Source organism: Pseudomonas sp. GW456-L12 (genome assembly GCF_059424045.1).
This window is the reverse complement of the sequence record NZ_JBWKZA010000001.1, coordinates 421,082-444,262: the sequence shown is the minus strand read 5'-3', so window position 1 is coordinate 444,262 and position 23,181 is coordinate 421,082. Positions and strand designations below refer to the sequence as shown.

The 23,181-nt window shown below is 64.5% G+C and carries 22 protein-coding genes and 1 pseudogene; 14 read left to right on the top strand and 9 right to left on the bottom strand.

Features of this window, described 5'->3' with window-relative positions; genetic code table 11:
• The first annotated feature begins 5 nt into the window (after window positions 1-5).
• Window positions 6-734, top strand: a complete 729-nt coding sequence (locus tag AC07Y9_RS02255) for a dienelactone hydrolase family protein (protein WP_102678440.1) — start codon at window positions 6-8, stop codon at window positions 732-734.
• Between the two features lie 94 nt (window positions 735-828).
• Here the strand turns inward: AC07Y9_RS02255 and AC07Y9_RS02250 are convergent, their stop codons facing one another.
• The 4 genes from AC07Y9_RS02250 to AC07Y9_RS02235 all read right to left on the bottom strand — a co-directional run bounded on the left by AC07Y9_RS02250 (window position 829) and on the right by AC07Y9_RS02235 (window position 4,955).
• A complete protein-coding gene (locus AC07Y9_RS02250; protein WP_102678439.1) occupies window positions 829-2,007 on the bottom strand; it encodes a trans-sulfuration enzyme family protein in 1,179 nt (392 codons plus the stop codon).
• Window positions 2,004-3,380, bottom strand: a complete 1,377-nt coding sequence (locus tag AC07Y9_RS02245) for a pyridoxal-phosphate dependent enzyme (RefSeq protein WP_053260600.1) — start codon at window positions 3,378-3,380, stop codon at window positions 2,004-2,006. Before AC07Y9_RS02245 ends, AC07Y9_RS02250 begins: the two co-directional genes overlap by 4 nt.
• 208 nt (window positions 3,381-3,588) lie before the next feature.
• The gene (locus AC07Y9_RS02240) at window positions 3,589-4,476 is read right to left on the bottom strand and encodes a pirin family protein (protein ID WP_102678438.1); all 888 of its coding nucleotides are present in this window, start codon (window positions 4,474-4,476) and stop codon (window positions 3,589-3,591) included.
• Between the two features lie 62 nt (window positions 4,477-4,538).
• Window positions 4,539-4,955, bottom strand: coding sequence for an OsmC family protein (locus AC07Y9_RS02235; RefSeq protein ID WP_007931549.1), 417 nt, complete (start codon window positions 4,953-4,955; stop codon window positions 4,539-4,541).
• A 148-nt stretch (window positions 4,956-5,103) separates the two neighbouring features.
• On the opposite strand from AC07Y9_RS02235, the gene AC07Y9_RS02230 reads away from it, so the two are divergent.
• The 4 genes and pseudogenes from AC07Y9_RS02230 (at window position 5,104) to AC07Y9_RS02215 (ending at window position 8,445) form a co-directional block, all read left to right on the top strand.
• A complete protein-coding gene (locus AC07Y9_RS02230; RefSeq protein ID WP_102678437.1) occupies window positions 5,104-6,105 on the top strand; it encodes an amidohydrolase family protein in 1,002 nt (333 codons plus the stop codon).
• A 112-nt stretch (window positions 6,106-6,217) separates the two neighbouring features.
• Entirely contained in the window at window positions 6,218-6,682 is a 465-nt protein-coding gene (locus tag AC07Y9_RS02225; RefSeq protein ID WP_007931553.1) for a DUF3859 domain-containing protein, read from the top strand.
• Window positions 6,683-6,819: 137 nt separating this feature from the next.
• Window positions 6,820-7,590, top strand: a pseudogene (locus AC07Y9_RS02220) (MCP four helix bundle domain-containing protein); the annotation flags it as partial.
• Entirely contained in the window at window positions 7,582-8,445 is an 864-nt protein-coding gene (locus AC07Y9_RS02215; RefSeq protein WP_370686805.1) for a methyl-accepting chemotaxis protein, read from the top strand. The pseudogene AC07Y9_RS02220 and the gene AC07Y9_RS02215, both read left to right, overlap by 9 nt.
• A gap of 84 nt (window positions 8,446-8,529) precedes the next feature.
• Here the strand turns inward: AC07Y9_RS02215 and fabB are convergent, their stop codons facing one another.
• The 5 genes from fabB to AC07Y9_RS02190 all read right to left on the bottom strand — a co-directional run bounded on the left by fabB (window position 8,530) and on the right by AC07Y9_RS02190 (window position 15,478).
• Window positions 8,530-9,750 (bottom strand): beta-ketoacyl-ACP synthase I, encoded by a 1,221-nt coding sequence (fabB, locus tag AC07Y9_RS02210; protein WP_007931556.1) that lies wholly within the window; start codon window positions 9,748-9,750, stop codon window positions 8,530-8,532.
• A gap of 11 nt (window positions 9,751-9,761) precedes the next feature.
• A complete protein-coding gene (gene fabA, locus AC07Y9_RS02205) occupies window positions 9,762-10,277 on the bottom strand; it encodes a 3-hydroxyacyl-[acyl-carrier-protein] dehydratase FabA (RefSeq protein ID WP_007931558.1) in 516 nt (171 codons plus the stop codon).
• Window positions 10,278-10,525: 248 nt separating this feature from the next.
• Entirely contained in the window at window positions 10,526-12,427 is a 1,902-nt protein-coding gene (locus AC07Y9_RS02200) for an ATP-binding protein (RefSeq protein ID WP_053260166.1), read from the bottom strand.
• The gene (locus AC07Y9_RS02195) at window positions 12,424-13,353 is read right to left on the bottom strand and encodes an ABC transporter substrate-binding protein (RefSeq protein ID WP_173679742.1); all 930 of its coding nucleotides are present in this window, start codon (window positions 13,351-13,353) and stop codon (window positions 12,424-12,426) included. Before AC07Y9_RS02195 ends, AC07Y9_RS02200 begins: the two co-directional genes overlap by 4 nt.
• 1 nt (window position 13,354) lies before the next feature.
• Window positions 13,355-15,478, bottom strand: a complete 2,124-nt coding sequence (locus AC07Y9_RS02190; RefSeq protein WP_102678435.1) for a TonB-dependent receptor plug domain-containing protein — start codon at window positions 15,476-15,478, stop codon at window positions 13,355-13,357.
• 194 nt (window positions 15,479-15,672) lie between these two features.
• Here AC07Y9_RS02190 and AC07Y9_RS02185 point away from each other — a divergent pair, with 194 nt between their 5' ends.
• From AC07Y9_RS02185 to AC07Y9_RS02145, 9 genes are all read left to right on the top strand, one after another.
• Window positions 15,673-16,698 carry an NAD(P)H-dependent glycerol-3-phosphate dehydrogenase gene (locus tag AC07Y9_RS02185; protein ID WP_007931569.1) on the top strand — a complete coding sequence of 342 codons (1,026 nt, stop codon included), beginning with the start codon at window positions 15,673-15,675 and terminating at the stop codon, window positions 16,696-16,698.
• Window positions 16,699-16,716: 18 nt separating this feature from the next.
• Window positions 16,717-17,064, top strand: coding sequence for a DUF4389 domain-containing protein (locus AC07Y9_RS02180; protein ID WP_007931570.1), 348 nt, complete (start codon window positions 16,717-16,719; stop codon window positions 17,062-17,064).
• Window positions 17,061-17,510 (top strand): phosphohistidine phosphatase SixA, encoded by a 450-nt coding sequence (sixA, locus tag AC07Y9_RS02175; RefSeq protein WP_102678434.1) that lies wholly within the window; start codon window positions 17,061-17,063, stop codon window positions 17,508-17,510. The genes AC07Y9_RS02180 and sixA overlap by 4 nt, the downstream gene beginning before the upstream one ends.
• A gap of 229 nt (window positions 17,511-17,739) precedes the next feature.
• A complete protein-coding gene (locus tag AC07Y9_RS02170; RefSeq protein ID WP_102678433.1) occupies window positions 17,740-19,407 on the top strand; it encodes an AMP-binding protein in 1,668 nt (555 codons plus the stop codon).
• A gap of 30 nt (window positions 19,408-19,437) precedes the next feature.
• Window positions 19,438-19,881: a hotdog fold thioesterase gene (locus AC07Y9_RS02165; protein ID WP_007931583.1), complete on the top strand. Its 444-nt coding sequence runs from the start codon at window positions 19,438-19,440 to the stop codon at window positions 19,879-19,881.
• 114 nt (window positions 19,882-19,995) lie between these two features.
• Entirely contained in the window at window positions 19,996-20,802 is an 807-nt protein-coding gene (locus AC07Y9_RS02160; RefSeq protein WP_102678432.1) for an alpha/beta fold hydrolase, read from the top strand.
• Window positions 20,799-21,653, top strand: coding sequence for an alpha/beta hydrolase (locus tag AC07Y9_RS02155; RefSeq protein ID WP_102678431.1), 855 nt, complete (start codon window positions 20,799-20,801; stop codon window positions 21,651-21,653). Before AC07Y9_RS02160 ends, AC07Y9_RS02155 begins: the two co-directional genes overlap by 4 nt.
• A gap of 50 nt (window positions 21,654-21,703) precedes the next feature.
• Window positions 21,704-22,363 (top strand): glutathione S-transferase family protein, encoded by a 660-nt coding sequence (locus AC07Y9_RS02150; protein ID WP_007931599.1) that lies wholly within the window; start codon window positions 21,704-21,706, stop codon window positions 22,361-22,363.
• Between the two features lie 8 nt (window positions 22,364-22,371).
• Window positions 22,372-23,178 carry a DUF4892 domain-containing protein gene (locus AC07Y9_RS02145; RefSeq protein ID WP_173679741.1) on the top strand — a complete coding sequence of 269 codons (807 nt, stop codon included), beginning with the start codon at window positions 22,372-22,374 and terminating at the stop codon, window positions 23,176-23,178.
• The last annotated feature ends 3 nt before the right edge of the window (window positions 23,179-23,181 follow it).

Genomic DNA, 23,181 nt, shown 5'->3' with positions numbered 1-23,181 from the left:
CTGAAATGAGCCAAGTCACTGTTCGTTCCCTGGTCTACCAGATTGATGGTCAATCCTATGAAAGCCGCCTGGCGTTCGATGCCAGCCAGCAGGGCCCGCGTCCGGGGCTGTTGATGGCGCCGAACTGGATGGGTGTCGGCGCCGGTGCCGAGAAGATCGCCGAGGCGGTGGCCGCCGAGGGGTATGTGGTGCTGATCGCCGACCTGTACGGGCAACAGGTCCGCCCGAGCAACGGCGACGAGGCGGGTGCCGCCATGATGCCGCTGAAGAATGACCGGGCCTTGCTGCGCAAGCGCATGCAGGCGGCCTTCGAGGCGCTGCAGAGCCAGCAGGAAGCGGCGGTGGACAAGGCCCGGCTGGCCACCTTCGGCTTCTGCTTTGGCGGCTGCTGCTCCCTGGAGTTGGCGCGCAGTGGTGCGCCGCTGAAAGCCGCGGTGTCCTTCCACGGCAGCCTGGATACGCCGAACCCGGCCGACGCCCGGAACATCAAGGGTTCGGTGCTGGTGCTGCATGGCGCCTCCGACCCGCTGGTGCCGAAAGAGCAATTGCCGGCCTTCGAAGAGGAAATGAATGCCGCGGGGGTGGATTGGCAACTGCTGAGTTACGGCGGCGCGGTGCATTCCTTCACCGATCCGCACGCCAATGTACCGGGCAAGATGATGTACGACGCCAAGACCGCCCGTCGCGCCTTCACCTCGATGCACAACCTGCTGGATGAAGTGTTCAAGGGCTGAGCCCCGGGAACCACAAGCCCGCTTGGCGATGCAATGCGGCTCTCAGTGAGCCGCCTTGTGCGCCAGGCGGGCTTTTTTTGTGCCTGTCGGCCATTCAGATCCGCGTCAGTGCCTGGGCCAGGTCGGCGCGCAGGTCCTCCACATCCTCGACGCCCACGGACAAACGCACCAGCCCGTCGCCGATGCCGAGCTGCGCCCGGGTGTCTGCGGGAATGCTGGCGTGGGTCATGATCGCCGGGTGCTCGATCAGGCTTTCCACCCCGCCCAGGCTCTCGGCCAGGGCAAAGATCCGCACGCTCTCGAGAAAACGCCTGGCGCCGGCCAGGTCGCAGTCCAGGTCGAGGGAAATCATCCCGCCGAAACCGTGCATCTGCCGCCGTGCCAGTGCGTGCTGCGGGTGGGACGGCAGGCCCGGGTAGTAGACCCGCGCCACCTGTGGCTGGCGTTCCAGCCATTGCGCCAGCTCCAGGGCGTTGCTGCAGTGGCGTTCCATGCGCAGCGCCAGGGTCTTCACCCCGCGCAGGGTGAGGAAGGCGTCGAACGGCCCGGCGATCGCTCCCACGGCGTTCTGCAGGAAGCCCAGGCGCTCGGCCAGGTCGGGGTTCTGCCCGACCACCGCGATGCCGCCGATCACGTCGGAATGGCCGTTGAGGTACTTGGTCGTCGAGTGCAGCACGATATCGAAGCCCAGCTCCAGCGGACGCTGGATCCACGGGCTGGCAAAGGTGTTGTCGGCGACGCAGATGATGCCCCGTGCCCGGCAGATGCGCGCGATGGCGGCGAGATCGGTGAGGCGCAGCAGGGGATTGCTCGGGGTCTCGACCATGACCATCCGCGTGTCGTCCTGCAGCGCCGCTTCGAAAGCCGACAGATCGGTCAGGTCGACGAAGCTGAAGCGATGGCCGGCGCTGCGTTGGCGCACCTTGTCGAAGAGACGGAACGTCCCGCCGTACAAGTCATTGCCGGAAACGATATGCGCGCCTGCGTCGAGCAGTTCGAGCACGGTGGAAATCGTTGCCAGCCCGGAGGCGAAGGCGAAGGCCTGGGTGCCGCCCTCGAGGTCCGCCACGCAGCGTTCCAGGGCCCAGCGCGTGGGGTTGTGCGAGCGCCCGTAGTCGAGCCCCTTGTGCACCCCGGGGCTTTGCTGGGCATAGGTGGAGTTGGCGTAGATCGGCGGCATCAGCGCCCCGGTGGAAGGGTCCGGCGTTTGCCCCGCATGGATTACCCGGGTGGCGAAGGCGCGTGGCGCGCCGCTTTCATCCTGTTGGCTCATGGCAGTGATCTCCGTAAGTGGTTGAGCATGTCGACCCGGGTAATCAAGCCGTGGAAGCCCGAAGCGTCGGCGATGATCGCCACGAAGCCACGGTCGAGTTCCGCCTCCAGTTCGGCCAGGCTGGCGCCGGGAGGCAGGGTTTCCAGCTGATCGGTCATGGCGCTGGCCACGGTCTTGCGAAAGTGTGAAGCATCTTCGTGCACGCCCAGCAGGATGTCCGACTCGTCGATCACCCCAACCAGCCGCTGCCCATCCACCAGCACCGGCAGTTGCGAGACGTCGGCCAGGCGCATGCGCTGGAAGGCGGTGAGCAGGGTATCGTCCGGCCCCACGCTGATTACCCGGCCGTCCTCGAAGCGCCGCGCGATCAGGTCGCGCAGGTCGCCGTAGCCTTTGCGTTGCAGCAGGCCCTGGTCGTTCATCCATTGGTCGTTGTAGATCTTCGACAGGTAGCGGGTGCCGGTGTCGCAGACGAAGCTGACCACCCGCTTCGGCTCAGTCTGCTCGCGGCAGTAGCGCAGAGCCGCGGCCAGCAGGGTACCGGTCGAAGAGCCACCGAGAATACCCTCGGCGCGCAGCAACTGGCGGGCGTGCTCGAAACTTTCCTCGTCGCTGATGGAATAGGCCTTGCGCACGCTGGAAAGGTCGGCGATGGACGGAATGAAGTCTTCGCCGATGCCTTCCACCGCCCAGGAACCGGGCGTGCCGAGGGCGCCGCTGCGGCTGTATTCGGCCATCACCGAGCCGACCGGATCGGCCAGGACCATGGCCAGGTCCGGCTGCACCCGGCGGAAGAACCGGGTCAGGCCGGTCAGGGTGCCGGCCGAGCCGACGCCGACCACGATGGCGTCCACGTCATGCTGGGTCTGCGCCCAGATTTCCGGCGCGGTGCTGCATTCGTGGGCCAGCGGGTTGGCCGGGTTGTTGAACTGATCGGCGAAGAACGCGTTGGGAATCTCCTTGGTCAGTCGCGCGGCCATATCCTGGTAGTAGTCAGGGTGGCCCTTGCCGACATCGGAGCGGGTGATGTGCACTTCGGCGCCCATCGCCTTGAGGTGCAGGACTTTCTCGGTGGACATCTTGTCCGGTACCACCAGGACCACCCGATAACCCTTGGCGCGGCCGACCAGGGCCAGGCCGAGGCCGGTGTTGCCGGCGGTGGCTTCGACTATGGTGCCACCGGGTCGCAGGCGGCCATCGCGCTCGGCGGCATCGATCATCGCCAGGCCGATGCGGTCCTTGATCGAGCCACCGGGGTTTTGCGATTCAAGCTTGAGAAACAGCGTACAGGGGCCGGTATCGAAACGGCTGACACGCACCAGCGGCGTGTTGCCAATCAGTTCGAGTACGGCGGGACGGGAGTCGTTCGGCATGTCGTCACCTCGCTGCGCAAAGCTGCGCTGGATGGGCGACCCACGGCGAATCATCGCGCGCCGGTCGCAGGCAATGCATCGCTTGGACCATAGGCCGGGATCCAGCTACCCGCAACCGCTCGCGCCGGCCGGTACCTGGTTGCGCAACCAGGCGGCGGGGGAAGCCTGGCCCGGCGCTTGACCTGTCCGGATCACCGAGCGCCCGGCGCTACAGGGGTGACGGCGAGCCTTTGCCCTTGGGCAGTTCGATTCTTTCGCTTTCCCCCGGCACCGTCGGCCAGTCGCCAGCGGCCCAGCGTTGGCGGGCTTCATCGATACGCGCTGGATCGCTGGAGACGAAGTTCCAGTTGATCCGCCGTGGACCATCCAGCGGCGCGCCGCCGAACAGTACGGCATGGCAATCGCTGTCGGCGAACAGGGTGGGTGTGGTTCCGGCCGGCAGGATCACCAGCGAGTGCGGTTCGACGGGCTCGCCATCCAGCTGGGCGTCGCCTTCGAGCACATACAGGGCGCGCTCTTCATGTTCGGCGGGGATCAGCAGGGTGGTCGCGGTCTGCAACTGTATTTCGGCATACAGGGTCGGGGAGAGCACCGGGATCGGCGATTCCAGGCAGAAACCGCTGCCGGCGATCATGCGGATCTTGACCCCGAGGTTGTCGCTGACCGGCAAGGTCGCGGCCGGGTGATGGCTGTAGTGCCCCGGGCCTTGTTCATGGGCCTTGGGCGAAGCCAGCCAGACCTGCAGGCCGTGCATGCTGAAGTCGCTATCGATCAGCGCCTGCGGGGTGCGCTCGACATGGGCGATGGCGCTGCCGGCGGTCATCCAGCTGACATCCCCCGGGTTCACCACCTGATCGGAACCGAGGCTGTCCTTGTGCTGGATCTGCCCCTGGAACAGGTAGGTCAGGGTCGACAGGCCGATATGCGGATGCTGGCGGATATTCATGCCCTTGCCCGCGGGGTAGCGGGTTTGCAGCATGTGATCGAAAAACACGAAGGGCCCCACGCTGCGGCATTGGGCCGAGGGCAGCGGACGCAGGATGGGTTGGCCTTCGACGTCCTCGGCGCGAGGGCGAATCACGAGCGGTGTGTTCATGGTGCATTCCAGGCTGATCGGGTTATGCCCGGGAGCATAACCCGCTTGTGCGAGCCGTGGCGCTATTGGCTGAAGGCGCCTTCGGAGAGGTGGGTCTCGATGCTCACCTCGGCGGTGGTCATCAGCTTGTGCACCGGGCAGCGGTCGGCGACGCGATGCAGTTCTTCACGTTGGGCGTCGGTGAGCACGCCTTTGAGGGTCAGCTTGACGTGCAGCGCATATTTGCCTTTCTGCTCCTGGCTATTGTCGTGCTTGACCTCGACCGTGACGCCGGTGAGCGGAATCTCTTTTTTCTGCGCATACAGCTTGAGGGTCAGGGCCTTGCAGGCACCCAGGGCGGCATCGAAAAAGTCGTGGGGTTCCGGCGCGGAGCCTTCGCCGCCCAGGGTCTTGGGCAGGTCGGCGAACAATTGATGGTCATCGATCTGGATGCTGTGGCGGAAACCTTCGCTGGACTCGGTGTTGACGGTGATAGTCATGGCGGACCTCGGGCAGTGGTGAGCAGTCGGAACAGACGTTGAAAGGTGGTGCAGTTATAGAGCATTACGCTTGCCGTGCGTTCCCCTTTTTCTGAACCGTCACCTGCGGGGCAGGGTCTACCCAGCGTCAACCGACGGGAGCCCGCCCATGCACTGGATCTACCTGAGCACCTTGCTGTTGCTGCTGCCGAGCGCCTGGGCCCAGGCCCGCGACTACGCCTACAGCGATGCTCACTTGCATTACGTCGACTTCTTCCAGGAGTCGGCAGGCATGGACAAGCTGCTCAAGGCCATGGCCGACAATCGCATCGACCATGTGATGATTTCCGGTATCCCGGTGGCCAAGAAATGGCATGAAGACGAACCCAAGCGACCGCGCTACTACGCCGGCGACGACGCCGATGCCTACTGGTACAGCGCCACCGATGTGATTGTCGCTGCCGCGGTGAACCGCCTGACGCCCGAGCAGCGCCAGCATTTTCATCCGTTCCTGTCCGGCTTCAACCCCAACGACAAGAACTCCGACGCTCATATCCAGCGCATGCTCGACCTCAATCCGGGGCTATGGCAGGGCATCGGCGAGGTGTTCACTCGCCACGACGACCTGACCGCGCTGACCTCCGGCGATACGCCACGGGCCAATAACGAGGCGATGACGCGGATCTATCACCTGGCGGCGGAAAACGACCTGCCGGTGATGCTGCATTCCAACATCACCTCCAAGCGCGAGAAGAACCCGCTGTACCTGGCGGAAATCGAAGAGCCGCTGCGCAATCATCCCCACACGCGCTTTATCTGGGCCCACGCGGGCACCAGCATGGAGATCCACCGGCATCAGGTGCAGCTGGATTTTCTCCTGCCGACCCTGGCGCGGATGCTCGAGTCTTACCCCAACCTGTACATCGACCTGTCCTGGAGCGTGCTCAGGCCATATCTGCTGGATGAGCAGGGCGTGCCTCGGGCGCAGTGGCTGAAGCTGGTGGAGCGCTTTCCCGAGCGCTTCATGCTGGGTTCGGACGTGGTGGGGCGTTTCAACAAGCTGGGGCGGGAAATGCGCGGCTTCGATCCCTTCCTCGATGCCTTGCCGGAGGCCGTGGCGCGCAAGGTGGCCCGGGACAACTTCCTTGCCGTGCTGCCGCGCGCACGTTGATCCTGGGTGGCTCCGGTTGGTGGGCGTTGCCAAGGCGCTGGCGATGCAGGTTTGTCATCAGCCTGTCATGCCTGCGTCATAGGCTCGCGCCATCTCAATCAAGGAGCGCGATATGCACCTCACCCGTTTAAGCGCATTGGCGGCGCTGATGATGCTCAGTGGCCTTGCCAGTGCTGAAGTCCGTGTCGAAGGACCGGTGGAATATGGTGTGTTCGAGGGGCCAAAGGCCGCGTTGCAGTCGGGTGAGCGGGTGCTGCGGCGCAGCAACGAAAACATCGAGCAGACCGAGATCGTGCCCGCGCGGCTGGGCACCAAGTTCGGCCTGCGTTATCAGTTGGCCGGCAAGGTGGCCGAGGATGTGCCGCTGACCCTGCTGTATTTCACGCCGGGCATCCGCACCCCGGATGGCCAGCGTCACGACAAGCTCGAAGTGACCCAGAAACTGGTGCCGGGCGCGCCGCAGGACATCATGGCCTATGAGTTCACCGAGAGTCATGAGGTGATCCCCGGCGAGTGGCGTTTCATGGTATTCCAGGGCGACCGTTTGTTGGTCCAGCAGCGTTTTACCGTACGCTGAATCGTTTACGCCCAGGCATCGGAGTGCTTGGGCGTTTTGATATCACGTTTTCGTCTTAAGCAAATTTTCCGCGACCCGATACCTTCAAGAGCAGCCCGCTGTATGGCGAATGCAGCGCTTTTGGAAGGAACCGGAGAATGAGCATCAGGAGTCTCAACATTGCACCGCGCGCGGGCCTGGGCTTCGGCCTGCTGGCGTTGATGGTGTTCGGCCTGGGGGCGTTCGCCCTGCTGCAGATGTCGAACATGCGCGCGCAGTCCGACGAGGTCGACAATAACTGGCTACCCAGTGTGATGTCGGTGGGCGAAATGAATCAGGACCTGCTGCGGGTCCGGGCGCTGACCATGCGCTTGCTGATCAACCGCAGCCCCCAGGCCCTGGCGCAGAACGAAAGCAAACTCAATGAGATCAAGCGCGGCATGACGGTGGCCCAGGAGCGCTATAACGCGCTGATTGTGCTACCGGAAGAGCGTGTGCTGTTCGATCGCTACAAGGCCGCCGAGAAGCGCTACCTCGAGCATCAGAACCAGGTGATGGCGCTGTCGCAGCAGGGGCGGGTCGAGGATGCGGTTGCGGTGGTCAATGGCGAGATGAGCCAGCTGGCCGATGAGCTGGCGGGCACCCTCAATGAGCTGGTGGCCCTCAACCGGCACAACGCCAACCTGGCCACCGAGCTGGCCAGGGCGGTGTTCAGCAACGCCAAGGTCTGGGTGGCGGTGATGATCGTGGTGGCGGGCCTGATGACCATTGTCCTGGCCCTGTTGCTCACCCGCAGCATCGTGCTGCCGCTCGCGCAATCGCTGAACGTGGCCGAGGTGGTGGCCGGCGGCGACCTGACCGAGGACATTCGTATCAGCGGCAAGGATGAGCCGGCGCGCCTGCTGCAGGCGCTCAAGGCTATGCAGCACAGCCTGCGGGAGACCATCCGGCGTATTTCCGAGTCCTCCAGCCAGCTGGCTTCCGCTTCGGAGGAACTCAGTTGCGTGACCGAGGACGCCACCCGCGGCCTGCACCAGCAGAGCCAGGAAATCGAACAGGCGGCGACCGCGGTGAACCAGATGACCGCTGCGGTGGAGGAGGTGGCCAGCAATGCTGTGGCAACGTCCGAAGCCTCCCGCCAGTCCGACCTGATTGCCCAGCATGGGCGTGAGCAGGTGCGCCAGACGGTACAGTCCATCGAGTCCCTGGCCGACGACGTGACTGCCAACGCCTCCCAGGTCGAAGAGCTGGCGCAGAAGGTGTATGGCATCAGCAAGGTGCTGGATGTGATTCGTTCGGTGGCCGAACAGACCAATCTGCTGGCCCTGAATGCCGCCATCGAGGCGGCGCGGGCCGGGGATGCCGGTCGCGGGTTCGCGGTGGTGGCGGACGAGGTGCGGGCGCTGGCGCATCGCACCCAGCAATCGACCCAGGAGATCGAGCAGATGATCGGCGGCATTCAGCTGGGCACCGAGCAGGCCGTCAGCTCCATGCAGCAGAGCAACAGTCGAGCCCGCTCGACCCTGGAGCTGGCCAAGGCGGCGGGGGCGGCGCTGGAGGAAATCGCCGGAGCGATCACCCTGATCAACGAGCGCAACACGGTGATCGCCAGCGCCTCGGAGGAGCAGGCGGCGGTGGCCAGGGAGGTGGATCGCAACCTGATGAACATCCGCGACCTGGCCATGCAGACCTCGGCCGGGGCCAACCAGACCAGCGCCGCGAGCCAGGAGCTGTCACGGCTGGCGGTGGACCTGAACACCCTGGTGGCGCGTTTTTCGGTGTAAGTGCTTTTACGCGGGGAAAAACAGTCGCCCAATAAAAAACGCCCCGAACCAGTCGGGGCGTTTTTCATGTGGCAAAGGCGGGGCTTACTTGCCCTGCCAGCGCTTCAGGACCAGGGTGGCGTTAGTGCCGCCGAAGCCGAAGCTGTTGCTCATCACGGTGTTGATGGTGGCGTCTTCGCGAGTCTTGGTCAGGATCGGCATGTCGGCCACTTCCGGATCCAGCTCGTCGATGTTGGCCGAACCTGCCATGAAGTTGCCTTCCATCATCAGCAGGCAGTAGATCGCTTCGTGAACGCCGGCGGCGCCCAGGGAGTGACCCGACAGGCTCTTGGTGGAGCTGATGGCTGGAGCCTTGTCGCCGAACACTTCACGCACGCCTTTCATTTCCGCGACGTCGCCGACCGGAGTCGAGGTGCCGTGGGTGTTCAGGTAGTCGATCGGTGCGTCGACAGTGGACATGGCCATCTGCATGCAACGGATTGCACCTTCGCCGCTTGGCGCCACCATGTCGTAGCCGTCGGACGTCGCGCCGTAGCCAACGATTTCGGCGTAGATCTTCGCGCCACGGGCCAGAGCGTGTTCCAGCTCCTCGACCACCACCATGCCGCCACCGCCGGCGATGACGAAGCCGTCACGGTCGGCATCGTAGGCGCGGGAGGCTTGTTCCGGGGTGTCATTGCGCTTGCTGGACAGGGCGCCCATGGCGTCGAACAGGAACGACTGGCTCCAGTGTTCTTCTTCACCGCCGCCGGCGAACACGATGTCCTGTTTGCCCATCTGGATCTGTTCCATGGCGGTACCGATGCAGTGAGCACTGGTGGCGCAGGCGGAAGCGATGGAGTAGTTCAGGCCCTTGATCTTGAACGGAGTGGCCAGGCACGCGGAAACGGTGCTGCTCATGGTCCGCGTCACGCGGTATGGGCCGACGCGCTTGACGCCTTTCTCGCGCAGGATGTCCAGCGCTTCCATCTGGTTCAGGGTAGAGGCGCCGCCAGAGCCGGCGATCAGGCCGGTACGCGGGTTGGAAACCTGCTCTTCGGTCAGGCCGGAGTCGGCGATGGCGTCTTTCATGGCCAGGTAGGCGTAAGCCGCCGCGTGGCCGACGAAGCGATAGATCTTGCGATCGATCAGCTCTTCGAGATTGAGGTCAATGGAGCCGGAAACCTGGCTACGCAGACCCATTTCGGCATATTCCGGGTTGAAGCGGATGCCAGGGCGACTTGCACGCAGGTTAGCGGAGACGGTCTCTTTGTCATTGCCCAGGCACGAAACGATGCCCAGACCAGTGATAACGACGCGGCGCATGCGGATAACCCTTAGAAGTTGTCAGTGGAGGTGAAAACGCCGACCCGGAGGCCTTCGGCGGTGTAGATTTCGCGGCCGTCGACGCTGACCGAACCATCGGCGATGGCCATGTTCAGCTTGCCCTTGAGGACGCGCTTGATATGAATGTTATAGGTGACTTTCTTGGCGGTCGGCAGCACCTGGCCAAAGAACTTCACTTCGCCCGAGCCCAGGGCGCGACCGCGGCCCGGCAGGCCTTGCCAGCCCAGGAAGAAGCCGACCAGTTGCCACATGGCGTCGAGGCCCAGGCAGCCCGGCATCACCGGATCGCCTTCGAAGTGGCAGGCGAAGAACCACAGGTCAGGGGTGATATCCAGCTCGGCGACCAATTCACCTTTGCCGTACTTGCCGCCCTCTTGGCTGATATGAGTGATGCGATCCACCATCAGCATGTTCGGGGCGGGCAGTTGCGCGTTACCTGGGCCGAACAGCTCACCGCGACTGCAGCGCAGCAGATCTTCCCGAGTAAAGGCGTTTTGTTTGGTCATGCGAGCTCCTCAATAGTCCCATGCGGCAGGGTGGGGCAAATCTTCCCGGCCGATCGAAGCGTTCATGCCTCGAGCCGGCAGCCTACTCATAGACTATTGCGTTGTGGTGAAAGTCACAGCACAAGGGACATGAATGTACACTTGTGCACTGAAATTATTATACAGGCCCTGTGAGGGGCCTGTTCGGGTGCCTAAGACTGCCGCACTTTCGCCCGCCACGCCAGTCGCAGATGGTCGATAAGTGGCCGCTACTGCACCCAGCGTTGGAGAATTTGCTGCAGATCCGTGCGTTTGAACGGCTTGGCCAGGTAATCGTTCATCCCCGCCGACAAACACGCTTCGCGGTCGCCCTGCAAGGCGTTGGCGGTCAAGGCGATGATCGGCAGATCGGCGCATCCGGGCAGTTGGCGGATCTGCCGGGTGGCTTCGTAGCCGTCGATCAGCGGCAGCCGGCAATCCATCAGGATCGCCTCGAAGATCAGGCTCTCGGCGCTGCGAATGGCCTGGGCGCCATCGGTGGCGATGCTGACCGTGAAGCCCAGGCTGCGCAGCATGGCCTGGATCACGGTCTGGTTGACCGGGTTGTCTTCCACCAGCAGCACGTTGCGTCCTTCGCCATGGGCATGCCCGCTGTGCACCCGCGGCGCCAGCACCGGCAGGCTTTGCTGGTACAGCGCCAGCGGGATCTCCAGGGTGAACACCGAGCCGCGGCCTTCCTCGCTCTGGGCGCGCAGGGTGCCGCCCATGCGTTCGGCCAGGGTGCGGGCGATCGGCAGCCCCAGGCCGGTGCCGCCATAACGCCGGGAAATCGAACTGTCGGCCTGTTGGAAGGCGTTGAACATCAGTTCCAGGCTTTCGGTGCTGATGCCAATCCCGCTGTCGCGCACGCTGCAGGTGAACCACAGCAGCTCGTGGTCCAGGGCCTGCCATTGCGGCTCGACGGTGACGCTGCCTTGCTCGGTGAACTTCAAGGCGTTGCCGATCAGGTTCACCAGGATCTGCCGGATGCGCGTCGGGTCGCCTTTGACCTGCAGCGACTCCATGCCGGGCGGCAGTCGCAGTTGCAGGTCCAGCCCGCGTTGCGCGGCGCTGTGCTGGAAGGCCTGGGCCGAACTGCTGATCAGTTCGGCGAGGTTGAACGGGATGTGCTCCAGCTCCAGGGCCGAGCGCTCGATGCGCGAGAAGTCGAGGATGTCGTTGATCACCTTGAGCAGGTGCTCGGTGGACTCGGAGGCCAGCGCCGCGTATTCGTGCTGTTCATCGGTCATTTCGGTGGTTTCGAGCAGTTGCAGCATGCCCAGCACGCCGTTCATGGGCGTGCGCAGTTCATGGCTCATCATCGCCAGGAAGTCCGACTTGGCGTTGTTGGCCCGCTCCGCTTCTTCGCGGGTCTGGATCAACTGGGCCATGGCCTGGTGCTGCTCGCGGCTGGCCTGCTCGAGGCCGGCGGCCAGGTTGTTGATATGCCGCGAAAGATCGCCCAGCTCGGCGTCGTCGACGATCGGCAGCGGAGTCTTGAAGTCACCCTGTTGAATGGCCTTGACCGCGGTGCCCATGGCGCTGATCGGCTGCGACAGGCTGGCCGCCAGGCGGCGGGCCAGGAGGAAGGTGAACAGCAGGGCGAACAGCGCGAGGATGCCGGCCTTGAACAGGATCTCCTGCTGGCGCTGGCTGAAGGCGTCGTTGGACATGCCGACGATCACCCGCCCCAGGTAGTCCTCGCTCGGACTCACGCTGGCGCTCGGGTCGTCCTGGAAAAAATCGTTGCTGAGCTGGATGCGTTGCAGGCGCACCGGGGCCTGGAACACTTCGACCTGCTGTGAGCGGTTGTGGGTCTCCGAAGGCTGCTCGACGTACACCAGGATCTTGTTGCGGCTGTCCTGGACTTCGAGAAAACGCACGTGGGGCGTGGCCAGGGTGGCCTTGAGCAGGCTCTCGAGACCTTCGCTGTTGCCCGAGATCACCCCGTATTCGGTGGCCGGCGCCAGCTGGTTGGCGATCAACTGGCCGGTGTGGTTCAGCTCCTGGCGCAGATCCTGGATCCGTACGAAGGTAAAGAAGCTGATCAGCAGCAGGGTCAGCAGCAGCGCCGGGCCGAGGCAGATGATCTGGGTGCGGGTACTGATGTCCCAACGGCGACGGAAGGTCATGGGCGTTTTTCTCCTTCGGCCAGCTGGGTCGCCACCGATTGCTCGTCAATCGGTTCGACACCCAGGGAGCGTGCCACTTGCGGGTTGCTCAACACCTTGAACGGTTGTGGATACAGGGTACGCGGCCAGTGGGTCGTGGGCCGGTCCAGCAAATCGTCGAGCACCTGCAGCCAGTCTTCCTGGTCGCTGTAGGTGCTGGCCAGGCTGCCGGCCTTGACGAAGCCGGCATTGGGGCCGATCAGCGCCAGTTGCCGGGCATAGCTGCTCAATAACAGGTTCTTCGCGGTTTTCGGGTTGTACAACTGCGGATCGTCCAGCCCCAGCAGGACGTCGCTGCTTTTCAGCAGGCTTTGCAGCGGACGGCTGTCATTGGTGTCGTCCCAGCGTTCGGCGACGATTTCCAGCCCCAGGGGATGGGCGGCCTGGTGCAGCTCCTTGAGCAGGAATTCGCTGTCGGCGCCGTAGAGCACGCCGATCCGCCGGGCCTGGGGCAGGATCTTGCGGATCAGCCGCAATTGCCGAGCCAGCGGCGGGTCGCTCCATAACAGGCTCAGCTGGGGCGAAGACGTTGTCCCCAGGCGCTGCTGAGCCTGGATCCGGCCGATGCGCAACACCAGCGTGGCCGGGCCCTGGGCCTCCTGCTGGCGCCATTCGAGGCTGGCCGGGTCGAGCAGGATCAGACGGGTGCCCGCTGGCAATTGACCGGGGGCAGGCAGGTTGGCCAGGGGCTCGAAGCGCACGTCGTCCTGTGGCCGCTGTTGCGCCAGTGCCTGGGCAAAGGCCTGCACGCCGGCGCTGTCTTCGGCGCCGGTCAGCAACACCTGGGCCGCCCATGCGGGGAGTGCACCCCAGAGGCAACAGAACAGCAGCAGGCGAACCCGGAATCGGCTCAAGGCAGGCGTCATCCCTGACTGACGGTGGCTCATGCTAGAACGTCAACTCCGCACTGAAGTAGAGGACGTGGTGCGAGTCATAGTTGTTGTCGACAAAGGTAGTGGGCTCGTCGTCGAGCCGTTGCTGGAGCACGCCGGCCAGCTCCAGGCTGCCCTTGCCCAAGGGGATACGCTTGGCGACGCGGGTATCGACCCGTTCGAAGCGATACCCGTTGAGCGCGCTGGAACCATAGTAGAAGAGCGCGCTGGACCAGCCCTGGCCCCAGTCGCGCAACCAGCCCGCCGAGCCGCTGTGGCGCGCGGTCAATTGCTCGTCCAGCGGGTTGCTGGCCTCGGCGTCGACATAGGCGTACGTCAGGCGCAGCCGGTCCGCCGGGTCCAGGCGCCAGTCCAGCTGGGTTTCAGTGCCGGCGAAGCGTGAGCTGTTGCTGTTACTGGCGATGTACTGGTTGTTGCGCAGCGGCTCGCTGATCATCCCGCTGATTTCGTCGTAGAACAGCTTCACATCGAGGTTCAGCCCGAGATCGGCGAAAAAGCCGTTGTAGCCCAGTTCCCGTGAGCGCATGCGTTCCTGGTCGAGGTTGCCCGGGCCGCGGGTCTTGACGAAGTACTGGGCGCTGGGCTGGCCGTAGGCGGTCGGGCTCAGCTTGGTGACCCGGTAGCTCCAGTTGACGTTGTTCTCGAACATGTCCGGCGAGCGGATTGCTTCCGAATATACCGCCCGCAGGCCGTGGCGCGGGTTGATCAGGTAGTTGACCGCCACCCGCGGGGTCAGCGAGCTGCCGCTCAGTTGCGAGTCCTCGAACATGGCGCCGCCCTGCAACAGCCAGTGTTCGGTGGCGCGCCATTCCAGCTGGCCGAAGGCGCGCCAGGTGCTGTCGTCGAGGGTGCCGTTGAAATAGGTTTGCGAGTCGGCGCGGTCGTAGCGATAGTTCAGGCCGCTGACCAGGCGCACGCCATCGGACAGGCTCAGGGTGTCCTGCAGTTCGAGGTCGTAGCGCGATTCGCGGGCGCTCTGGTCGATATCCCCGCAGACCGTGCGCTTGGCGCCGTCCTTCCATTGCGTCAGCACCTGGTTCGCCAGGGCCTGTTCGGCCGCGGTGCCTGGAGGGGCGCCGGAGCCGGTGAAATTGTCCATGTGCCGGGCCAGCAGTTCGGCGTAGTTCGGGTTGAGCTGCCAGAGGCGGGTCAGTTCCGGGCTGAACGACACTTCGGCGTCACAGGCGCGCCAGTTCTGCTGGCGGTCCCAGTGCTGGGCCGAGCCTTGTATATAAAGGCTGTGCTCCGGGTTGATGTCGAGGTTCCAGCGCAGCGAGCCGGCATAGTCCTTGGCGATCACGTCGGAGTTGTAGCCGGCCGAAGTGATGCCGGAGAACACTGGCCGGTAGGTATAGGGGCGCTGGTTGCTGCCTTCCTTGGCGCTGAGTTGCCAGTCGATGCTCTGCCGCTCGTCGAGCATCTGGCTGACCGACAGGCTGAAGCGGTTCAAGCGCCGGCTGTCGCGGTAGTCGGCGCCGTTGCGATCGCTGTCGAAGCCGTCGTCCTCCTGCCCGGACAGCGACAGACGCAGGTCGCCGGTATCCCAGCCGGTGCCCTGGCTGGCGTACCAGTCGCTGATGCCGCGCTGGCCGCGGGTGACCTTGATCCGCGTGCCGTGGCTGTTGGCGGGCGAGCGGGTGATGATGTTGATCACCGCCATCAGCGCGTTGGCGCCGTAACTGACGGTATTGGGGCCGCGGAACACCTCGATGCGCTCGATGTCCTCCATGGCCACCGGAATGTCGCTCCAGTCCACGGTGGCCAGGCCTGCCCGGTACACCGAGCGCCCATCGATCAGCACCTGCATGCGGCGTGCTTCGCTGGCATTGGTGCCGTGATAGTTCACCGCGGCCTGGTTGCCGCTGATATTGCCGACCATCATCCCCGGCACCAGGCGCAGCAGCTCGCTGATATCGCGGGCGCCGCTGGCGTTGATCAGTTCGCTGTCGAGCACGGTCATGCTGCCGGGCACGGCCGCGGGGGACTGTTTCAGACGGGTGGCGGTGAGGATTTCCGGCAGCGGCTGGCTGTCCAGGAACAGATCGTCGGCCAGCACCGGGGTGCTGCAAAGCAGCGCCAGCAACAGGGATGGGCGGGAGAGGGGAGGGCCAGGATACACGGCACAGCCTTGATAACGAGTAATTGCCGCGCATGTTAACCGAGATGACCGGGTTTTCCAGTCGATAACCCCGACATTCCCCGTCCTAATCGGTGTTTTCCCGGCATTTGTGCCTAATTGTTCACAGGGCTGGCCGCCGCAGGGGCGCCCCGTATAATGCCGCCATCGCCACTGTATGGATTGACGGATTGCATATGACTGAACAGCGCCCTATCGCGGTCCTGGGAGGCGGAAGCTTTGGTACCGCCGTGGCCAATCTGCTGGCCGAGAACGGTCATCGGGTGCGGCAGTGGATGCGTGACCCGGAGCAGGCGGAGGCCATTCGCATTCATCGCGAAAATCCGCGTTACCTCAAAGGCATCAAGATTCATCCGGCGGTGGAGCCGGTGACCGATCTGTTGGCCACCCTGAACGACAGTGACCTGTGTTTTGTCGCCTTGCCCTCCAGCGCCCTGCGCTCGGTGCTGGCGCCCCATGCGCAGTTGCTCGCCGGCAAGCTGCTGGTCAGCCTGACCAAGGGCATCGAAGCGCAGACCTTCAAGCTGATGAGCGAAATTCTCGAAGACATCGCCCCGCAAGCGCGGATCGGCGTGCTGTCCGGGCCGAACCTGGCCCGTGAAGTGGCCGAACACGCCTTGACCGCCACCGTGGTCGCCAGTGAAGACGAAGAACTCTGCCAGCGTGTGCAGGCGGCCCTGCATGGCCGGACCTTCCGCGTCTATGCCAGCGCCGACCGCTTCGGCGTCGAGCTGGGCGGGGCGTTGAAGAACGTCTACGCGATCATTGCCGGCATGGCTGTGGCCTTGGGCATGGGGGAAAACACCAAGAGCATGCTGATTACCCGGGCGCTGGCGGAAATGACCCGTTTCGCCGTCAGCCAGGGCGCCAACCCGATGACCTTCCTCGGCCTGGCGGGGGTCGGTGACCTGATCGTCACCTGCTCGTCGCCCAAGAGCCGCAACTACCAGGTCGGTTTTGCCCTGGGCGAAGGCCTGAGCCTGGAAGAGGCGGTGGACCGGCTCGGCGAGGTGGCCGAAGGCGTGAACACCCTCAAGGTGCTCAAGGTCAAGGCGCAGGAAGTGGGCGTATATATGCCGCTGGTGGCCGGATTACATGCCATCCTGTTTGAGGGGCGCACGCTGAACCAGGTCATCGAGCTGCTGATGCGCGGCGAGCCGAAAACCGATGTCGATTTTATCTCCACCAGTGGTTTCAACTGAGCAGGACAGGAGCGAGACATGAACGATACGAATTCCGAAGCCAAGTACGAATCCATCCTGCTGCGTGTGCTGTGGATGCTGGTGTTCGTGCTGGTCTGGCAAGTGGCGCAATTCATCCTTGGCGCGCTGGTGCTGGTGCAACTGATCTACCGGCTGATCTACGGCTCGCCGAGCGCCAGTTTGATGAACTTCGGCGACAGCCTGAGCCAGTTCCTGGCGCAGATCGGTCGTTTCGGCAGTTTCCATACCGACCAGAAGCCTTGGCCGTTCGCCGACTGGCCGGCCCCGCGGGCCCCTGAAGGTGAAGCGCCGCATGTGGTGCCACCGGCGCCCCATCCGGTGCGTGACGAGGAGCCCAAGCTGTGAAGCTCTGGGTGTTGCGTCACGGTGAAGCCGAGCCTCACGCGCGCAGCGACGCCGAGCGCAACCTGACCGAGCATGGCCGCGAGGAGGCGCTGCGCAGCGCTGCGCACCTGATCGGCCAGCCGCTCAGCGCGATCATCGCCAGCCCTTATGCGCGGGCGCAGCAGACGGCGAAGCTGGTGCGCGAAGCCCTGGGCTTCGAAGCGGAAATCCGCACCGCGTCCTGGCTGACGCCGGACAACAACCCCCTGTCGGTGGTCGCCCAGCTCGACTCGGCGGACAACGTGCTGCTGGTCAGCCACCAGCCGCTGGTGGGCAACCTGATCGGCTTTCTGCAGCACGGTCATCTGCGCAATCCCCAGCCGATGCACACCGCGGGCCTGGCGGAACTCGAAGGCGACTGGCCGCTGGCCGGCCTGATGACCCTCAACAGCATCAAGAATCCCTGAGCCAGAGCCCTCGAACTCGTGGGAGCGAGGCTTGCCCGCGAAGGAAGCGGCGCGGACTGTCCGAAGCAGCGCGTCCGCCTTCATCGCGGCAAGCCTCGCTCCTACCACGATCTGTTCTTTTCGCTACATTTCTTAACTTGCAGCGTTCCTTTGTGCGTGGAATAGTCGCCCGAGCAAGTGCTTGGTTGGCTAGCCTCACGATCAGAACAAAAACAAAGGAGCGAGTCGCATGTCTGCTGCTTTTCGTTTGCCGCTGGAAGTGTTCTACGAGCGCGAAGCTCGTCATCCCCGCCAACGTTTCCTGGTCCAGCCCCTGGGGGGTGGCCGGGTCGAAGAACTGACCTGGGCCGACGTCGGCCACCAGGCCCGCTGCGCCGCCCACTGGCTGCGCGCCCGCGAGCTGCCGCCGGGCAGTCATGTCGCGATCATTTCCAAGAACTGCGCCCACTGGATCATCGCCGACCTGGCGATCTGGATGGCCGGTCACGTTTCCGTGCCGCTGTATCCCAACCTGACCGCCGATTCGGTGGCCCAGGTGCTGGAGCATTCTGAGTCGGCCCTGGTGTTCATCGGTAAGCTCGACGACTGGCCGGCGATGGCCCCCGGCGTGAAGCCCGGGCTGCCCACCATCAGCCTGCCGATCTGTCCCGAAGGCCGCTTCGACTTCACTTGGGACGAGTTGCAGCAGTGCTCGCCGATCCAGGACGACCCCAACCCCGCCGCCGAGCAACTGGCGACCATCATCTACACCTCGGGCACCACCGGCCTGCCCAAGGGCGTGATGCACAGCTTCGGCACCCTGGGTTTCGCGGCTTCACGCGGCACCCAGCTGTTCGGCCTCGGGCCGACGGACCGGCTGCTGTCCTACCTGCCGCTGTGCCATGTGGCCGAGCGCATGTTCGTCGAGATGGCGGCGATCTATACCGGGCAGACGGTGTTCTTCGCCGAGAGCCTGGAGACCTTTCTCACCGACTTGCAGCGGGCGCGGCCCACGGCGCTGTTCGGCGTACCGCGGATCTGGACCAAGTTCCAGATGGGCGTGTACAGCAAGGTCCCGGCCAAGCGCCTGGAGTTCCTGCTGGGCCTGCCTTTCATCGGCAAGCGGATCGGGCACAAGGTGCTGGCCGGGCTGGGGCTGGACGCCCTGCGGGTCGCCTTGTCCGGCGCCGCGCCGGTGCCGCAGACCCTGCTGGACTGGTACCAGCGCCTGGGCCTCGACGTGCTGGAGGTGTACGGCATGACCGAAAGTTGCGGTTATTCCCATATTGGCCGTAGCGGCCAGCATGTACCCGGCTGGATCGGCCGGCCCTGCCCGGACGTCGAGGTGCGGATCGACGAGGCCGGAGAGGTCCAGGTGCGTAGCGGGGCGACCATGCTCGGCTACTTCAAGGACCCGCAGAAGACCGCGGAAACCGTCACCGCGGATGGTTTCCTGCGTACCGGCGACAAGGGCGAGCAGGACGCCGAGGGCAATCTGCGCCTGACCGGGCGGCTCAAGGAGATCTTCAAGACCAGCAAGGGCAAGTACGTGGCCCCGGCGCCGATCGAGAACCGCCTGGCGGTGCATTCGCGGATCGAGCAGGTGTGCGTGGTCGGCGATGGCCTGAGTGCGCCGCTGGGCTTGTGCGTGTTGTCCACGGCCGGTTTGCAGGACGCCGCAGGCAACGCCCGTGGCGGCCTGCATGCGAGCCTGGAAAGCCTGCTTGACGAGGTCAATGGCGCGCTCGACAAACATGAACGCTTGCACCGCCTGGTGGTGGTGAAGGACAGTTGGGCGGTGGAAAACGGCTTTCTGACCCCGACCCTGAAGATCAAGCGCAATGTCATCGAAGCCACCTACGGCGAGCGCTTCAAAGAGTGGAGCGAGCGCTCCGAAGCGGTGCTGTGGCAGGATTGAGCGCGGATAACCTCCCTAAAGGATGTAGTGATGAGCCTATGGCGTACCACCCCGAACATCGAGCAACTGAACGCGATCCAGAAAAACACCATCGGTGAGGTGCTGGACATCCGCTTCGAGTCCTTCGACGACGAATCCCTGACCGCGAGCATGGTGATCGACCATCGCACCCATCAACCCTATGGCCTACTGCATGGTGGCGCCTCGGTGGTGCTGGCGGAAACGGTCGGCTCCATGGCCAGCTACCTGTGCATCGACGCCAGCAAGTTCTACTGCGTGGGTCTGGAGATCAATGCCAACCATCTGCGCGGCCTGCGTTCCGGCCGGGTGACGGCGGTGGCCAGGGCGATTCATATCGGGCGTACCACCCATGTCTGGGATATTCGCCTCTGCAGCGACGAAGGCAAGGCCAGCTGCGTATCGCGCCTGACCATGGCCGTGGTGCCCCTGGGGCAGACGCCGCCGGCACGTTGAGTGCTACCCATAGGCTGAAGCGGAGTGTCATCATTCTTGACCGTTACTGTCATTGCCGCCGGGTAATGGCATGCGGACAATCAGCCATCGTTTTTTGTTCATGAGTTAGCCGGTATGTCGCAACAGGTGTTTTTCACTCACGCCAACGGATTTCCCTCGGGTACCTATGGCAAGTTGTTCGCCGCCCTGGCACCCGAATATCAGGTGGCGCATTTGCAGCAGCACGCCCACGATCCGCGCTTTCCGGCGGACGACAACTGGCTGAACCTGGTGGACGAACTGATCCACCATCTGCAACAGCAGGTCGAGCCGGTGTGGGGTGTTGGCCATTCCTTCGGCGGCGTCCTGCACCTGCATGCGGCGCTGCGTTGTCCGGAGCTGTATCGCGGGGTGGTGATGCTCGATTCGCCGGTGCTGACCCGCGCCGATCAATGGGTGATTCGCGCCGCCAAGCGGTTCGGTTTCATCGATCGCCTGACCCCCGCCGGCCGGACCCTGGGCCGCCGCGAGGAGTTCAGCGACCTGGAATCGGCGCGCAAGTACTTTGCCGGCAAGACCCTGTTCCGCGGCTTCGACCCAGAGTGTTTCGACGCCTACCTGCAACATGGCCTGCATCAGGTCGACGGCCGTTTGCGGCTGCGTTTCGACCCGGCCACCGAGATCAGTATCTATCGCGGCGTGCCGCACACCAGTCCGGGCCGCCCCCGCCAGTTGAAGGTGCCGCTGGCGGTGGTGCGCGGGCGCCAGAGCCGGGTGGTGATGAAGCACCACGCCAGCAGTGTCGGGCGCATGCCCCATGGCGAATCCCTGAGCATGCCGGGCGGGCACATGTTCCCGCTGGAGCGCCCGCAGGACACCGCGGCCCTGCTGAAAAAACTCTTCAGCCGCTGGCAGGCCCGCGCCGAACGGAGCTGCGCATGAGCGCCGCGGTGGAAGAAGTCCGCCTGAGCCTGCCGCATATCGAGCTGGCGGCGCACCTGTTCGGTCCCGAGGACGGCCTGCCGGTCATCGCCTTGCACGGCTGGCTGGACAACGCCAACAGCTTCGCGCGGCTGGCGCCCAGGTTGCACGGCTTGCGCATCGTCGCCCTGGACATGGCCGGGCATGGCCATTCCGGACACCGCCCCCTGGGCGCCAGCTATGCGCTCTGGGATTACGTGTATGACGTCTTGCAGGTCGCCGAGCAACTGGGCTGGAAACGCTTTGGCCTGCTCGGGCATTCCCTGGGGGCGATCGTCTCGCTGGTGTTGGCCGGCTCGTTGCCCGAGCGGGTGAGCCACCTGGCGCTGATCGATGGGGTGATTCCGCCGACCGCCAGCGGGGAAAACGCCGCCGAGCGCATGGGCATGGCCCTGCAGGCCCAGCTGGACCTGCGGGACAAGCGCAAGCCGGTCTACGCCACCCTGGACCGCGCCATCGAGGCGCGGATGAAGGGCATGGTCGCGGTCAGCCGCGAAGCCGCCGAACTGCTCGCGCAACGCGGCCTGATGCCGGTCCCGGAGGGCTATACCTGGCGCAGCGACAGCCGCCTGACCCTGGCTTCGCCGCTGCGCCTGACCCAGGAGCAGGCCCTGACGTTCGTCCAGCGCCTGGCCTGTCCGGCCCATCTGGTGGTGGCGGCCGACGGCATGCTGGCCAAGCACACAGAGTTGCTGGAGCGGCTACCCTTCAGCCGGGAACAGCTGCCCGGTGGCCATCACCTGCACTTGAACGACGAAGACGGCGCGATCCTTGTTGCAGACTGTTTCAATAGGTTTTTCGCCGTTTCTTGACTTGCAGCAGGCAACTGTCGAGGCTGGGCGGGTTGAAATGGGAGACAACCATGATAGATCTCTATACCGCTGCGACCCCGAATGGCCACAAGGTCTCTATCGTGCTCGAGGAACTCGGCCTGCCCTATACGGTGCATGCCCTGAGTTTCGACAAGAAGGAACAAAAGGCTCCAGGCTTTCTCAAGATCAATCCCAATGGCCGGATTCCGGCGATTGTCGACCGCGCCAACGGCGATTTTGCGGTGTTCGAGTCCGGCGCGATTCTCATCTACCTGGCTGAACTCAGCGGGCAACTGCTGCCCAGCGATCCCCAGGGCCGTTCCCGGGTGATCCAGTGGCTGATGTTCCAGATGGGCGGCATCGGTCCGATGCAGGGCCAGGCCAACGTGTTCTTCCGTTATTTTCCGGAAAAGCTCCAGGGCGCCATCGATCGTTACCAGCATGAAACCCGGCGCCTGTACGAGGTGCTCGACAGCCGCTTGCAGGAGGTCGAGTTCCTTGCCGGCGACTACAGCATTGCCGATATCGCCACCTTTCCCTGGGTGCGAGGCCATGAATGGTCCGGGGTTTCGGTGGACGGCCTGGCGGCCCTGCAACGCTGGATGGCGACCCTCGAGGCGCGGCCGGCGGTGCAGCGCGGGCTGCTGGTTCCGCAACGCACGGATGACGCCAGTGTCATCAAGGGCGCCCAGGCCATGCTGATCCGATGAGAGCACCCATGCGTTTATTCAGTGTCCTGCTGTTGTCCGCTGTCAGCCCCTTGCTGTTCGCCGCCGATTTGCCCGGCAGCCATGACTTGCCGATCGTGCCGCGCATGCCTGACGCGCAGATCGTCGACTATCGTCCGGCGGCCGAGATGGAGCGGATCTACCCCATGGGCTCGATCCGCAAGATCAGCGGCCAGTTGCGTTTCGATGGCCAGGTCGGCGCTCGTGGCACCACGACTTCGGTGACCTACGAGTTGCCGCCGGAGCATTCCTCGACCGCGGCCTTTACCGCCGCCCGCGAAGCCTTGCAGGGGCAGGGCGCCGAACTGTTGTTCTGGTGCCAGGCCCGCGATTGCGGGGAAAGCAGCCTGTGGGCCAACGAGGTGTTCGGCAACGCCAAGCTGTATGGCGCCGATGCCCAGCAGGCGTACCTGCTGTTGCGCCTGGCCGCACCCAACGACAATTCGCTGGTGGCCCTGTACAGCATTACCCGCGGCAACCGCCGGGCGTACCTGCATGTCGAGCAATTCGACGCCAGTACTCCCCTGGGCGAGTTGTTGCCGACCTCGGCCACCCTGTTGCGCCAGCTCAAGGACACCGGCGAGCTGGACCTGCCCAAGCTCGGCGGCGAGCCCCAGCCGACCTGGCTGACCTTGCTGTCGCGCGGGTTGAACCTCGATACCACCTTGCGGGTCAGTGTTTCCGGGCCGAATGCCGAAGCCTGGCGCCAGGCCCTGATCGGCCAGGGCGTGCGGGCGGCACGCATGGAAAGCGGCAGCCGCGAGGCCCCTGGCCTGCGTCTTGAGCTGCTGCGCTGAACC

Excerpts from the sequence above, each read along its gene's own strand:
- AC07Y9_RS02255 (WP_102678440.1), top strand. The coding sequence starts at position 6 with ATGAGCCAAGTCACTGTTCGTTCCCTGGTCTACCAGATTGATGGTCAA.
- AC07Y9_RS02185 (WP_007931569.1), top strand. The coding sequence starts at position 15,673 with ATGACTGAACAGCGCCCTATCGCGGTCCTGGGAGGCGGAAGCTTTGGT.
- fabB (WP_007931556.1), bottom strand. The coding sequence starts at position 9,750 with ATGCGCCGCGTCGTTATCACTGGTCTGGGCATCGTTTCGTGCCTGGGC.
- AC07Y9_RS02240 (WP_102678438.1), bottom strand. The coding sequence starts at position 4,476 with ATGAACACACCGCTCGTGATTCGCCCTCGCGCCGAGGACGTCGAAGGC.
- AC07Y9_RS02195 (WP_173679742.1), bottom strand. The coding sequence starts at position 13,353 with ATGAGCCACCGTCAGTCAGGGATGACGCCTGCCTTGAGCCGATTCCGG.
- AC07Y9_RS02180 (WP_007931570.1), top strand. The coding sequence starts at position 16,717 with ATGAACGATACGAATTCCGAAGCCAAGTACGAATCCATCCTGCTGCGT.
- AC07Y9_RS02200 (WP_053260166.1), bottom strand. The coding sequence starts at position 12,427 with ATGACCTTCCGTCGCCGTTGGGACATCAGTACCCGCACCCAGATCATC.
- AC07Y9_RS02225 (WP_007931553.1), top strand. The coding sequence starts at position 6,218 with ATGCACCTCACCCGTTTAAGCGCATTGGCGGCGCTGATGATGCTCAGT.
- AC07Y9_RS02165 (WP_007931583.1), top strand. The coding sequence starts at position 19,438 with ATGAGCCTATGGCGTACCACCCCGAACATCGAGCAACTGAACGCGATC.
- AC07Y9_RS02215 (WP_370686805.1), top strand. The coding sequence starts at position 7,582 with ATGCAGCACAGCCTGCGGGAGACCATCCGGCGTATTTCCGAGTCCTCC.
- AC07Y9_RS02235 (WP_007931549.1), bottom strand. The coding sequence starts at position 4,955 with ATGACTATCACCGTCAACACCGAGTCCAGCGAAGGTTTCCGCCACAGC.
- AC07Y9_RS02155 (WP_102678431.1), top strand. The coding sequence starts at position 20,799 with ATGAGCGCCGCGGTGGAAGAAGTCCGCCTGAGCCTGCCGCATATCGAG.
- AC07Y9_RS02230 (WP_102678437.1), top strand. The coding sequence starts at position 5,104 with ATGCACTGGATCTACCTGAGCACCTTGCTGTTGCTGCTGCCGAGCGCC.
- AC07Y9_RS02250 (WP_102678439.1), bottom strand. The coding sequence starts at position 2,007 with ATGAGCCAACAGGATGAAAGCGGCGCGCCACGCGCCTTCGCCACCCGG.
- AC07Y9_RS02245 (WP_053260600.1), bottom strand. The coding sequence starts at position 3,380 with ATGCCGAACGACTCCCGTCCCGCCGTACTCGAACTGATTGGCAACACG.
- AC07Y9_RS02145 (WP_173679741.1), top strand. The coding sequence starts at position 22,372 with ATGCGTTTATTCAGTGTCCTGCTGTTGTCCGCTGTCAGCCCCTTGCTG.
- AC07Y9_RS02160 (WP_102678432.1), top strand. The coding sequence starts at position 19,996 with ATGTCGCAACAGGTGTTTTTCACTCACGCCAACGGATTTCCCTCGGGT.
- AC07Y9_RS02170 (WP_102678433.1), top strand. The coding sequence starts at position 17,740 with ATGTCTGCTGCTTTTCGTTTGCCGCTGGAAGTGTTCTACGAGCGCGAA.
- fabA (WP_007931558.1), bottom strand. The coding sequence starts at position 10,277 with ATGACCAAACAAAACGCCTTTACTCGGGAAGATCTGCTGCGCTGCAGT.
- AC07Y9_RS02150 (WP_007931599.1), top strand. The coding sequence starts at position 21,704 with ATGATAGATCTCTATACCGCTGCGACCCCGAATGGCCACAAGGTCTCT.